This window comes from Microbacterium suwonense (genome assembly GCF_030296555.1).
In the GTDB taxonomy this organism is placed as follows: Bacteria; Actinomycetota; Actinomycetes; order Actinomycetales; family Microbacteriaceae; genus Microbacterium; species Microbacterium suwonense.
In genome coordinates this window covers 2,124,025-2,136,571 of sequence record NZ_AP027728.1, presented here as the reverse complement: position 1 = coordinate 2,136,571, position 12,547 = coordinate 2,124,025, and the positions used below count along the sequence as shown (strand labels likewise).

The 12,547-nt window shown below is 68.4% G+C and carries 7 protein-coding genes and 1 pseudogene; all 8 read left to right on the top strand.

What is annotated here, in order from left to right; genetic code table 11:
• Positions 1 to 61: 61 nt before the first annotated feature.
• Positions 62 to 1,585, top strand: coding sequence for a variant leucine-rich repeat-containing protein (locus tag QUE33_RS10675; RefSeq protein ID WP_286299865.1), 1,524 nt, complete (start codon positions 62 to 64; stop codon positions 1,583 to 1,585).
• A gap of 121 nt (positions 1,586 to 1,706) precedes the next feature.
• Positions 1,707 to 2,285, top strand: coding sequence for a DNA-3-methyladenine glycosylase I (locus QUE33_RS10670; RefSeq protein ID WP_286299864.1), 579 nt, complete (start codon positions 1,707 to 1,709; stop codon positions 2,283 to 2,285).
• Positions 2,286 to 2,402: 117 nt separating this feature from the next.
• On the top strand, positions 2,403 to 6,035 hold the full coding sequence (locus QUE33_RS10665; RefSeq protein WP_286299863.1) for an Ig-like domain-containing protein: 3,633 nt from the start codon (positions 2,403 to 2,405) through the stop codon (positions 6,033 to 6,035).
• The gene (locus QUE33_RS10660; protein WP_286299861.1) at positions 6,026 to 8,527 is read left to right on the top strand and encodes a fibronectin type III domain-containing protein; all 2,502 of its coding nucleotides are present in this window, start codon (positions 6,026 to 6,028) and stop codon (positions 8,525 to 8,527) included. The genes QUE33_RS10665 and QUE33_RS10660 overlap by 10 nt, the downstream gene beginning before the upstream one ends.
• Positions 8,528 to 8,585: 58 nt before the next feature.
• Positions 8,586 to 9,557 (top strand): AAA family ATPase, encoded by a 972-nt coding sequence (locus tag QUE33_RS10655; RefSeq protein WP_286299859.1) that lies wholly within the window; start codon positions 8,586 to 8,588, stop codon positions 9,555 to 9,557.
• Positions 9,557 to 10,816 (top strand): DUF58 domain-containing protein, encoded by a 1,260-nt coding sequence (locus QUE33_RS10650; RefSeq protein ID WP_286303143.1) that lies wholly within the window; start codon positions 9,557 to 9,559, stop codon positions 10,814 to 10,816. The genes QUE33_RS10655 and QUE33_RS10650 overlap by 1 nt, the downstream gene beginning before the upstream one ends.
• Entirely contained in the window at positions 10,813 to 11,847 is a 1,035-nt protein-coding gene (locus QUE33_RS10645; protein ID WP_286299857.1) for a hypothetical protein, read from the top strand. Before QUE33_RS10650 ends, QUE33_RS10645 begins: the two co-directional genes overlap by 4 nt.
• Positions 11,811 to 12,434, top strand: a pseudogene (locus tag QUE33_RS16185) (transglutaminase-like domain-containing protein); the annotation flags it as partial. The gene QUE33_RS10645 and the pseudogene QUE33_RS16185, both read left to right, overlap by 37 nt.
• Positions 12,435 to 12,547: the final 113 nt, after the last annotated feature.

Below are 12,547 nucleotides of genomic sequence, written 5' to 3'. Positions count from 1 at the left end.
CCCCATCGCGCGCGCTGCGCCGTGACGGTTGAATCGTCCTATCGCAGAGACGGAGAGTGTAATGACCGATACCGCAGATCGAGAGGTTCTCGACCCGTCCACCTCCGCTGAGCGGCTGGCTCAGATCGCCGCATCACGCCCTGACCTGGCTCCGATGATCGCACGGCATCCGAATGCGTATCCCGAGCTGGTCACCTGGGCACAGCAGACCGCGGGTGTGATCGTGGCGCAGCCCGGCGCTCCTATCGCTCCCACCGCGCCCTCTGCTGAGAGGAAGCCCCTGCTGCGCAGGCGCGGGGTCATCATCGGCGCGTCGATCACGGCAGCGGCGCTGGTGCTCGGCGGGGGCGCCTTCGCTGCGGTCAGAGTGATCACCGGCGGGGCGTCGAGCCCGGAAGCCGCGGCGCAGCGACTGGTCGACGGGACCCTGGGCGGTGACGTGCTGGCGTTGGCGGGGACGTTCGCACCGAGCGAGGCCCGGTACCTGCAACCGCTGCTCGAGCACGCATCGAAGCTGCAGGCTCCCGCGCTCGAAGAAGGCGATGTCGATTACGTCGAGCTGCTCTCTCAGCTGAAGGACACCGTGAAAGTCACGCTCGACGGGTTCCAGTACGAGGCGACGGAGATCGCCGAAGGGATCCAGGTCGTCACCCTGGTCGACGGCACGGTGACGATCGACGGCGATCCGGAGCAGGTCGCGGACGCACTGGTCGAGCTCGCCTACGCCAACCCGGCGTATCGCAAAGACATCGAGGGCAGCTACGACGGCGATTCGCACTTCGGGAACGAGCGTTCCTCGATGATCGAGGGCCTTCGGAAGCAGCTGCCGATCATCTGGGACATCGGCGATTTCAACGACGATTTCGAGCAACGCTACGATTTCGAGCGTCAGAGCCCTTTGAGTGTCGTGGTCGTCGATGAAGGAGGCTGGTACGTCAGCCCACTGCTGACCGGTGCGGAACTGGTCTACTCGCAGGCGCTGGTGCCCGCCGTGCGGTATGACGACCGGCGCCTGCCCCTCGAACGAGGCGACGACGTCATCGACGCGAATCCGGCGAAGAGCCCGGAGAGCGCGCTGCAGGCACTCGCGGATGGTGCGGGCGATGCCTTCGCGACAGGAGACGTCGATGCGCTCGCCGCAGCGCTTCCGCTCCCCGAGCGCCGGCTCCTGTCGATCTACGGCGAGGCGTTCTTCGCCGATGCGGCGAACCAGTCGTCGCTGGGTCAGGACCGCCGACTTGACTTCCCGCGGCTGAACGTCAAGTCGGAGGAGGTCGATGGCGGCGTACAGCTCACGGCGAAACAGGTCGACATGGAGTACTTCGCACTGCGTGAGACCAGCGGGTCAGTGCAGTTCACCAGGAATTGCGTCCTGCCGGACTTCGGCTCGCGATTCTGCCTGGACGATCAGCCCGTGCTGGGCAGGCTCGGTCTGAAGACCTTCCACGTGATCGCCACGCAGGAGAACGGCGGATGGGTGATCAACCCGCTCGCGACCATCTCTCGGCAGGGACAGGCCATGATCGACGGCTACGCAGAGTATCTGCGTGAGGACAAGCTCGACAAGCTGTTCGACGTCGACTGACCCCGCTGCCCGATACCCTGAACACCATGAGCACCGTCAGGCAGGCCGGGTATCTCGCAGCGTCGGCAACGACGCGGCGCTCGACCGGGAGCGGCCGTTCCCCTGGAACGCCTGAAGTCGCATGGGCTCGCTGCTGACCGGCCCCGACGGGCGCGCCCGGTGCGCGTGGGTCGGCGATGACGACGAGTACCGCCGCTACCACGACGAGGAGTGGGGCACGCCGTTGCACGGCGACCGCGCGTTGTTCGAGAAGATGTCGTTGGAGGGCTTCCAGGCGGGGCTGAGCTGGATCACGATCCTGCGCAAGCGCCCCCGATTCCGGGAGGTGTTCGCCGGATTCGATCCGGCGCACGTCGCGGCCTTCGACGACGGCGACGTCGAGCGGCTGATGACGGATGCCGGGATCATCCGCAACCGCGCGAAGATCCTGGCGACGATCGCCAACGCCGCGCTCGTCCGCGGCATGGCCGATGGCGAGCTTGATGCGCTGCTGTGGTCGTTCGCCCCCGCGGCATCCGCGCGACTCCGCCCTCGTGAGCTCGGTGATGTCGCCGCCGTGACCGAGGAATCCACGGCGATGAGCAAGACGCTCCGCAAACGCGGGTTCCGTTTCGTCGGACCGACGACGATGTATGCGCTGATGCAGTCCACCGGGATGGTCGACGATCACGTCGAGGGATGCTGGCGGGCGCACGCCTGAGGCCGGGTCAGGACCGGTACGCTCCTCCCATCGGATCCCCGTGCGCGGTGCCAGCAGGGGAGTTCTGCCCATCGTCCGCCCGGAAACATGCGGGACATGCTGGTTACAATGACACGGATGCATTCTGCGGACGCCAGGGGGAATACCGGAATGAAGGCCTTGTCGTGGGTTCGAGCGCGTCCGAAGACCCTTGCGGCGACGGCGGGTGTGGTCGTCGGGGCGGTCGCGCTGACCGGTATGGCGTTCGCGTATGACGGACTGCCTACGGCGAAGGTGGATCTGAACGACGGCGGCGTCTGGCTGACCAAGTCGTCGAGTCTGCTCGTGGGGCATTTCAATCACGAGTCCACGGTGCTCGATGGCGGGCTGCGCACCTCCAGCGAGAACTACGACATCCTGCAGGATGCCGAGACCGTGCTCGTCGTGGACCAGGGGGACTCCACGGTGACCGCCGTCGATCCCGCCCGCATGTCGCTCACCGACAGCGCCACCATCCCCGGTGACGCGAAGGTGGCGCTCGGCAACCGCACGGCGGCCATCCTGGATCGCGCCTCCGGATCCCTCTGGGTCGTCGGGGTCGACGAGATCGCCGGATTCGACATCGCGACCGCCGACACCGTGAGAGAACTCGGCAAGAACGCGGATGTGGCGGTCGGCCACGACGGCACCGTGTACGCCGTCTCGGCGAAGGACGGCGACATCGTCACCGTCCCCGTCGATGAGCAGGGGTCGCCGCTGGATCCGAGCGCGGCATCCGTGGCCGGCATCGACAAGACCTCGCGCCCGACGATCACCGCGGTCGGCGACGTGCCCGTCGTCCTCGACGCGGAGAGCGGCGTCGTCGCCGGGCCCCGCGGCCTGGAGGAGAAGATCGACGGCGCACGGGATGCCGTGCTGCAGCAGGCATCCGGCGCGGCCGACTCGGTCGCCATCGCGACGCCCTCGGCGCTGTTGTCCGTGCCGCTCGACGGCGGCGACATCACCCGGAGCGAGGTCGGCGGGACGGGAGCGCCGGCCGCTCCGGTGTTCCTGGGCGGATGCACCTATGCGGCCTGGGGCGGTTCGGCGCGGTTCCTGCGCGACTGCATCGGCGAGCGGAACGATGTGGATGCCGAGATCCCCGGTGCCGATGAGAGCACGCGGCTGCAATTCCGGGTGAACCGCGACGTGATCGTGCTGAACGATGTCGTCGGCGGTGAGGCATGGCTGGCGGATGAGAGCCTGCAGCGGGTGGACGACTGGTCGATCCTGGCGCCGCCGGAGGGCGAATCCGAGGACGAGGACGAGTCCACCGAGGAGACGGTGGAGACGTCACTGCCGGAGCGCAAGGCCGAGAACACGCCGCCGGTCGCCGAGAACGACCGGCTCGGTGTGCGTCCGGGCGGCACGACCCTGCTTCCCGTGCTGGACAACGACAACGACTCCGACGGCGATGTGCTGGTGGCCTCCCTCGTCGGTGCGCAGCCGTCGATCGGCGAGGTGCAGCCCATCCTGAACGGCGGCGCCCTGCAGATCCTCGTGCCCGACGACGCGACCGGCACCGCGTCGTTCACCTACCAGGTGGACGACGGGCGTCCCAACGGCACTGACACGGCGACCGTGACGGCGACAGTGCACGACTGGGACACCAACACCGCCCCGAAGCCGAAGCGGGTCACCAAGCTGTCGGTCGAGTCGGGCGGAACGCTGGCATACAACATCCTGCCGGACTGGATCGATCCCCAGGGCGACGACCTGTATCTGAAGAGCGTCGTGGCGGCGGAGGGCGACGAGGTCGAGTTCACCACCGACGGCCAGATCACCTACCGCGCGGTGGGCAGTCTGCAGGGCCGCAAGGAGATCGAGGTGCTCGTCTCGGACTCCCTCGGGGAGGTCGCGACGGGCAGGATCCTGCTCGATGTGAAACCGGCCGGTACGACTGTGCCGGTCACCAACGCGGATCACATCGTCACCCGGGTGGGCGAGACGGCGACCGTCTCGCCGCTGGCCAACGACACCAGCTCCGGCCGTGACGAGCTGCGGCTGACCCGTGTGGATTCGGTCGAGGGCACCATCATCGTCCCGAACTATCCGAAGAAGCAGTTCACCTTCAAGTCGGGTGCAGCGGGCGTCTACTACGTGCAGTATCTCGTGTCGGCGGGTCCGGCGGATGCCAAGGGCATCGTGCGCGTGGACGTGCTGGAGCGGCAGGAGTCCGAACTGCCGCCGGTGGCCGTGCGCGATGTCGCACTGCTTCCCCAGGGCAGCGAGGCACTCGTCGGGGTGCTGGCGAATGATTCTGATCCCTCCGGAGGGGTGCTGGTCGTGCAGTCGGTCTCGGTGCCGCCGCACAGCGGCATCGCCGTGTCGGTGCTGAACCACGAGACGCTGCGGATCAGCGACCAGGGCGGTCTCGAGGATCCGGTGAAGATCACCTACCGGATCTCGAACGGCTCGAAGTCGGCGGAGGGCGATGTCACCGTGGTGCCGATTCCCGCACCGTCGAAGATCGAGGCCCCGGTCACACACGACGACGAGGCCAGGGTCCGCGTCGGCGACGTGGTGACCATTCCGGTGCTCGAGAACGATGTGCACCCGAACGGCGATGCGATGCATGTCGCCCCCGACCTGGTCGAGCCGCTGGTGGATCCGGCCTACGGCGAGGCGTTCGTCTCGCAGGATCAGGTGCGCTTCCGTGCGGGCGACGAGGCGCGCACCGTCTACCTCACGTATGAGGCCGTCGATTCGATGGGACAGAAGGCGGGTGGTCACATCACCATCCAGATCCTTCCCCTGGATGCCGATGTCAACGCGCCCCCGCGTCCGCACGACCTGACCGCACGTGCCCTGGCAGGGGGCAGCATCCGCATCCCGATCCCACTGGACGGCATCGATGCGGACGGTGACTCGGTGGAGCTGCTCGGGCAGGATGTCGCTCCGATCAAGGGACGCATCACCGAGACCGGCGGCAACTACCTGCAGTACGAGGCCTTCGAGGGGTCCTCCGGTGTCGACACCATCGTCTACCGGGTGCGCGATCGTCTCGGCGCCGAGGGCACCGCGACGATCCGGGTGGGCATCGCGCCGCCCGAGGCGATGAATCAGGCGCCCTACGCGGTGAAGGATGCCGTGGTCGTGCGGCCCGGCCGGTCGGTGGCGGTCCCGGTGCTCGCCAACGACTCCGATCCCGAGGGGGATCGGCTCATTCTGGTCAAGGACGGCCTGGAGGTGCCCGATGACTCCGGCATCACGGCGAAGGTCTCCGGCGACCGGGTCATCGTGACAGTGCCCGATCATGAGATGGAGGCGTCGCTGCGGTACACGATCCGCGACGCGAAGGGCGCCGAGGCCGATGCGCCGATCCTGGTCACGGTAGACGAAGAGGTGCCGCTGATGACACCGGTCGCGCGCGACGATCGCGTGCGCGTCGAGGACCTCGAGGACTCCCTCACCACCGACCTCGACATCCTCGGCAACGACGAGGACCCGGACGGCACCGTCGAGGGCCTCACAGTCGAGCTCGAGGACGGTGCCCGACTGGTGGGCGATCGCAAGGCGCGGGTCACGGTGACCGAGGATCGTCAGCTGATCAGGTACACCATCACGGACCAGGACGATCTGGTCGCGTCGGCGTTCATCTTCGTCCCGTCGCTGGACGAGCTGCGCCCGTCGCTGCTGTCGACGAAACCGGTGGAAGTGGGCAGCGGAGAGACGATCCAGCTGCCGCTGGCAGAGTACGTCTCGGTCGCCGGCGGGGGACGGTGCGGCTGACGGAGGCCGCGAAGGTCAGCGCCACGCACGGCAATGGCGATTCGCTGATCCAGGATGAGACCACGCTGGTCTATACGTCGAAGGAAGGGTTCTTCGGCGAGGACGCGCTGAGCTTCGAGGTGACCGACGGAAAGACGGTGGACGATCCGGCGGGACGCAGAAGCACGCTGTCGATTCCGATTCTGGTGCTGCCGCCCGAGAACCAGCCGCCGGTGTTCGTGGACGGGCAGGTGGAGGTCGCTCCCGGCGAGGACGCCACGGCCCTCGACCTGGCGGCGCTGACCACCGATCCCGACAAGGCCGACGCGGACAGGATCCGATACCGGATCACCTCGCAGCCCGGCGATGGCGTGAACGCGCGGCTGGACGGGTCGACGCTGCTGGTCGATGCCGGCACGACCACGCCCAAGGGCACCAGCACGATGGTCGGGCTGAGCATCACGGACGGCACGACGGCACCGGTTCAGGGGAGCGTGGCCGTGACGGTGACAGCGTCTACGCGCAGCCTTGCGGTGGCGAGCCCGGACACGGTGGATCAGGCCGACCAGGGCAAGACGATCCGCGTGCCGGTGCTGGAGAACGACATCAACCCGTTCCAGGACGAGGGCACGCCGCTGAAGATCCTCTCCGCCACGACGGAGAGCGGCGTCGGCGACGCGGAGGTGGCCGGCGATCAGGTCGAGATCACCCCGGACGAGAAGTTCGTCGGCGTGCTCGTGGTGCGGTATCGCATCCAGGACGCGACGAAGGACCCGGATCGGGAGGTCGATGGCCGCGTCACCGTGACCGTGCAGGGTGTGCCGGACGCACCGGGCGTGCCCCGGGTGACGACGGTGGAGGACCGCACGGTGGTGCTGGCGTGGTCGGCGCCCTCGAACAACGGCGCGGAGATCGATCGCTACACGGTCACCTCGGTGGGCGGGCGCCCCTACTCGAAGACCTGTGAGACGACCACGTGCACGCTGGACGGCCTGGTCAACAACGTCGAGTACACCTTCCAGGTGACCGCGCACAACCGGGTCGGCGAGGGGCCGGCATCGCCGCTGTCCGAGCCCGCCCGTCCGGATGTGCGGCCGGAGACCCCCGTACCGCCGAAGCTGGTGTTCGGCGACAAATCGCTCGCGGTGTCGTGGACGACTCCGCAGTCGAACGGGTCGCCGGTCGACTCGTACACGCTGCAGATCTCACCCGCCCCGCTGCGCGGATCCTCTGAGCGCAAGGTCGGGAACGTGAACACCCTCACCTGGGACGGGCTGGAGAACGGCACGAACTATCAGGTGCGGGTGCGGGCGCACAACCAGGCGCCCGACCCCTCCAGCTACAGCCTCTGGTCGCTGGGCGAGACGCCGGCGGGCGTGCCCGGCGTGGTCGCCGCGCCGAAGGTGAACAGCGCGCCCTCTGTCGGCAGCGAATCGCAGATGACCGTCAGCTGGGGCGACGCGAACCCGAACGGCGACGCGGTCAAGAACTACGACCTGCTGATCTACCAGGGCGGATCGCTGTTCCGCACGCTCGCCGTGGGAACAGCGACGTCGAAGGTGGTGTCGGTGCCGTTCAACTCGGCCGACTACACCTACGCGGTGCGGTCGACCAACAAGGCCGGCACGAGTGAGATCAGCCCGAGATCGACTCCGCAGCGCGCCTTCGGCAAGCCGGGGGCTCCGACGAACGTCAAGGTCACGGAGGGCGACGGGAAGATCACCATCACCTCCTACTCGATGCCGGCATCGGCGCTCAACGGCGCCAAGGAGAGCGAGATCAGGTATCAGTATCTGATCTCCGGCGGATCGTGGACGAACTGGAACGGCAGCAGCACCATCGCCGCGACCAATGGCACGGGATACACCGTGCAGCTGCGGGCATACTCCGTGATCGACGGCCAGCAGTCGCAGCCGGGCCCCGCCTCGGCCGCATCGAACAAGGTCACCCCGTTCGGTGCTCCGAAGGCGCCCACCGGAACGGCGGCGAAGTCGGGCGACAAGGCGATCAAGCTCACCTGGAACGCCGGCGGATCCGGGAACGGGCGCCCCATCACCACGTACATCAGCGTCGACGGCGGCAGCTGGCAGAAGGTCGCGACCTCGGGTACCAAGACGGTCGGCAACGGCTACAACCAGACGCACAGCATCAAGGTGCGCGCGACGGCGAGCGAGGGCGGGTCGGCGGAGTCCGGCACCTACTCCGCCAAGACCTCCGCGCCGCCGCAGCCGGCGGCGACCCTGGGACCAGGTGAAGAAGTCCCCGGGTGCACCGTCGTGGGCGGCGGGACCTGCCATCGCTACCTGCTGAAGACCAACGAGTACTTCAAGGCGGGCAGCTACAACATCGAGTGCTGGGCGGGCGGCAAGTTCGTGGGCAACAACCTGGGCTACAAGGTCGACATCCCGTCCGGTGGCAAGGTGCAGATCAAGTGCTATTCGGGGTTCTACAAGGACAAAGAACTGAAGATCATCGGCGGGAATCCGAGCAGCGTGAAGGGCACCTTCGGCTAGCCGACGCGCAGCCGCTTCACGCACGCAGACCTCACCACTCAGAGATAAGAGATCCGACATGACAATGACCCCCGAACAGGCCACCTGGTTCCAGAGCACGTTCCAGCGCCTGGTCGAGAACATCGACAAGGCGCTGCAGGGCAAGCCCGAGGTGGTGAGCCTGGTGCTCTCGGCCATGCTCGCCGAGGGGCACGTGCTGCTCGAGGACGCGCCCGGCACTGGCAAGACCAGCCTCGCCAAGGCGCTCGCCGCCACCGTGCAGGGCACCAGCTCACGCATCCAGTTCACGCCCGACCTGCTGCCCTCTGACGTCACCGGCGTCACCATCTACGACCAGCAGGCGCACAAGTTCGAGTTCCACAAGGGCCCGATCTTCGCCTCGATCGTGCTGGCCGACGAAATCAACCGCGCGTCTCCCAAGACCCAGTCGGCGCTGCTCGAGGTCATGGAGGAGTCGCGGGTCACGGTGGACGGCGTCACGCATGAGGCGGGCCGGCCGTTCCTGGTGATCGCAACGCAGAACCCGGTGGAGCAGGCCGGAACCTACAAGCTGCCCGAAGCCCAGCTGGACCGGTTCCTCGTCAAGACGTCGGTGGGCTACCCCAGCCTTGCCGTCACCGAGAGCATCCTCGCGGGCGCCGCCCAGCGCAACCCGGCGGCGGCCCTCTCCGCAGTGATCACCACCAGCGCCGTCGCCGACATGGCCGATCTGGCCGCCACCGTGCACGTGGAGTCCGCAGTCCTGCGCTATGCGGCCGAGCTGACCGAGGCCACCCGCCGGGACAGCGCGATCAAGCTCGGCGTCTCGGTGCGCGGTGCCATCGCCATGATCCGTATCGCGAAGGTGTGGGCGGCCGCGCACGGCCGTCACTACGTGCTGCCCGACGACATCAAGGCGCTCGCCCGCCCGGTCTGGCAGCACCGCCTCATGCTGGATGCCGAGGCGGAGTTCGCCGGCACCACGGCCGACAGCGTCATCGCCAGAGTGCTCGATGAGGTGGCCGCTCCGCAGGCACGGGCCAGCGCGTGATGACGGCGGATGCGCTCGCGAACCCGCAGGCGCCGGATCGGGAGGCCGGGTGGCGCGACATCGTCGCGGTCATCGGAACTCGCGCGCTCGGACACCTGCAGCGGGTCGCGGCCGTCATCCGCCCTCTCGGCTGGATCGTGATGGTGCTCGCGGTGGCGGCATGGGTCGTCGGCCAGCTGCTCGGCTGGCAGGAGGTGGCGGTCGCAGGACTGGTGTTGGCGATGCTCGCCGTCATCTGTGCGCTGTTCCTGATCGGGCGCACCGAATACGACGTCTCGCTGGATCTGGCACGCACGCGCGTGGTCGTCGGCGAGCGCGCGGTCGGCGCTCTGACCCTGGTCAACCGCGGTGTCCGCGCGATTCTGCCCTCGCGGGTCGTGCTGCCCGTCGGTGCTGGCCGCGGCGAGTTCTCCATCCAGCGCCTCGGACCGAAGCAGGAGGCCGAGGAGCTGTTCACCATCCCGACGCAGCGGCGTGGGGTGGTCGAGGTGGGGCCGGTCAGCGTGGTGCGCGGCGATCCGCTGGGGCTCTTCGAGCGCGCCCATCGCCGTGACGAGCCTGTCGCCCTGTACGTGCACCCTCGGACCACGCTGTTCGGCGGTCAGTCGCTGGGATTCCTGCGCGACCTCGAGGGCCTGCCCGCCACAGACCTGTCCCGTGACGACGTCTCCTTCCACACCCTGCTGGAGTACCAGCCCGGTGACGATCTGCGTCATGTGCACTGGCGCTCGACCGCACGCACCGGCATCATGATGATCCGGCAGTTCGAGGAGACCCGCCGCTCGCACTTCGTGATCGGTCTGTCCCGTTCGCCACGTGATTACCGCACCGACGACGACCTCGAGCTTGCCATCTCGGTGGCGGGCTCTATCGGGCTGCGGGCGCTGCGCGACTCGCAGAAGGTCGACGTGCGCGTGCAGGGCCGGGAACTGGCATCCGACACCGGAAAGCAGCTGCTGGACTCGCTCGCGATGGTCGAGCCGTCCCGGCCCCGCGAAGGCGGCATCTCCGCGCTCGCGGGCGTCCTTGCCGCGACGATGCCGCTGGCCAGCGTCGTCGCGCTGGTGTGCGGCTCCGCGGTCTCCGCTGAGGATCTCAGACTCGCCTGCTCCCGGGTGCCGTTCGGTGCGCGCGCCATCGCCGTCGTGGTGCAGGGCGGAATCGACCAGCCCGAGCTGCGCAGGATCGGCGATGCCGACGTCGTCACGATCGGCGCACTCGACCAGCTTCCGCTCGCGCTTCAGAGGGTTCTCGCATGACCGCTGTGCCTACTTCGACGGATGCCGTGCTGCCGCGGCGCCGCTGGATCCTCGACCTCTCCGCGGCCGCGGTTCTGACGGCAGTGGCACTGCTCGGCTTCTGGCCGAGCTTCGCCGGCCCGTCCTTCCTGGCCGCTGCGCTCGGCGGCATGCTGCTCGGACTCGCGATCGCTGCCGTGTGCGCATGGCGACGCTGGGGCATCCTGATCGTCGCCGGCCTGACGATCGCCGTCTACTTCGTCTTCGGTGGGGCCCTCGCCCTGCCTGCCACCACGATCGGCGGCGCGATCCCCACACTCGAGACGCTGCGGAGCCTGGCGCTGGGGGCGGTCACCTCGTGGAAGCAGCTGCTCACCACCGTCGCTCCGGTGTCGGCCGCGGATGGTCACCTCGTGGTGCCGTTCATCCTCGGGCTGCTCGCCGCCGTGACCACCGCGTCACTCGCACTGCGGCTGCGCAGTGTGCGGTGGGCGCTGATCCCCGCGGTCGCCGCCCTGCTGCTGATCATCGCGCTGGGCGTACCCGATCCGGCCTTCCCCCTCGCCCAGGGGGCGGTCTTCGCCGCCGTTACCACGGTGTGGATGTCGTTGCGCACCTGGTGGGCACCGCAGAACAGCGCCGTGGACGTGTCGGAGGCCGACCCGGCGCGAACAGCGCACATGCGCACCCGCCGCCTGCTCGGCAGCATCGCCGTGCTCGCGGTGGCTGGAATCGCCGGGGCGGGTCTGGGCGCGGTCGCCTCGCCGGCCGAGCCGCGGCACGTGTTCCGCGACGCGATCGTCCCGCCCTTCAACATCCGCGACTACCCCAGCCCGCTTCAGTCGTTCCGCAAGAACGTCCGCGACGAGGCCGACAGGACGCTGTTCACGGTCACCGGGCTTCCAGAGGGGCGAGAGTGCGCCTGGCGGCCATGGACGACTGGGACGGTGTCGTCTACAACGTCACCGATGGCGGGCCGGGAACCTCCAGCGCGTTCACGCCGCTGCGCTCCAACATGGCGGCCGGCGTCGAGGGCAGCACCGCCACGGTGAGGTTCGTCATCGACGACTACAGCGGCGTGTGGGTGCCGGGCACGAAGGTGATCTCGCAGATCACCTTCGACGGTCAGCGTGCCGACGAGCTGCGCCGCAGCGGGTATCACAACAGCGCCACCGGAACCACGGTGGTCACCGCCGGACTGCAGAAGGGCGATTCCTATGCGGTGGACGCGGTGTTCCCGAAGGTCCCGACGGACGAGCAGCTCGGTGACACCCCCATCGTCAAGATGAAGCTGCCGGAGCTGCATAATGTTCCTGACGCGCTCAGCTCGCTGGCGGCGGAGACCGTCGTCGATGCCGAGACACCCATCGCGCAGGTGCGGGCGCTGGAGACGTACCTGCAGAAGTCCGGGTTCTTCAGCCACGGGCTGGGCGGCCAGGCACACCTGTCGCGCGCGGGGCACACCGCCGAGCGCATCGCGACCCTGCTCGGCGGCAACCAGATGATCGGCGACGACGAGCAGTACGCTGTGACGATGGCGCTGATGGCCCGTGAGATCGGCATCCCGGCGCGTGTGGTGATGGGCTACTACCCGAAGAAGGGCAGCGGCTCAGGCGGCACCTTCGAGGCGACCGGCGATGACGTGCACGCCTGGGTCGAGGTGAACTTCTCCGGATACGGATGGCTGCCCTTCGACCCGACGCCGCCCGAGGATCAGGTGCCGCAGGACCAGAACACCAAGCCGAAGGTCGA

Excerpts from the sequence above, each read along its gene's own strand:
- QUE33_RS10650 (WP_286303143.1), top strand. The coding sequence starts at position 9,557 with ATGACGGCGGATGCGCTCGCGAACCCGCAGGCGCCGGATCGGGAGGCC.
- QUE33_RS10670 (WP_286299864.1), top strand. The coding sequence starts at position 1,707 with ATGGGCTCGCTGCTGACCGGCCCCGACGGGCGCGCCCGGTGCGCGTGG.
- QUE33_RS10645 (WP_286299857.1), top strand. The coding sequence starts at position 10,813 with ATGACCGCTGTGCCTACTTCGACGGATGCCGTGCTGCCGCGGCGCCGC.
- QUE33_RS10665 (WP_286299863.1), top strand. The coding sequence starts at position 2,403 with ATGCATTCTGCGGACGCCAGGGGGAATACCGGAATGAAGGCCTTGTCG.
- QUE33_RS10675 (WP_286299865.1), top strand. The coding sequence starts at position 62 with ATGACCGATACCGCAGATCGAGAGGTTCTCGACCCGTCCACCTCCGCT.
- QUE33_RS10655 (WP_286299859.1), top strand. The coding sequence starts at position 8,586 with ATGACAATGACCCCCGAACAGGCCACCTGGTTCCAGAGCACGTTCCAG.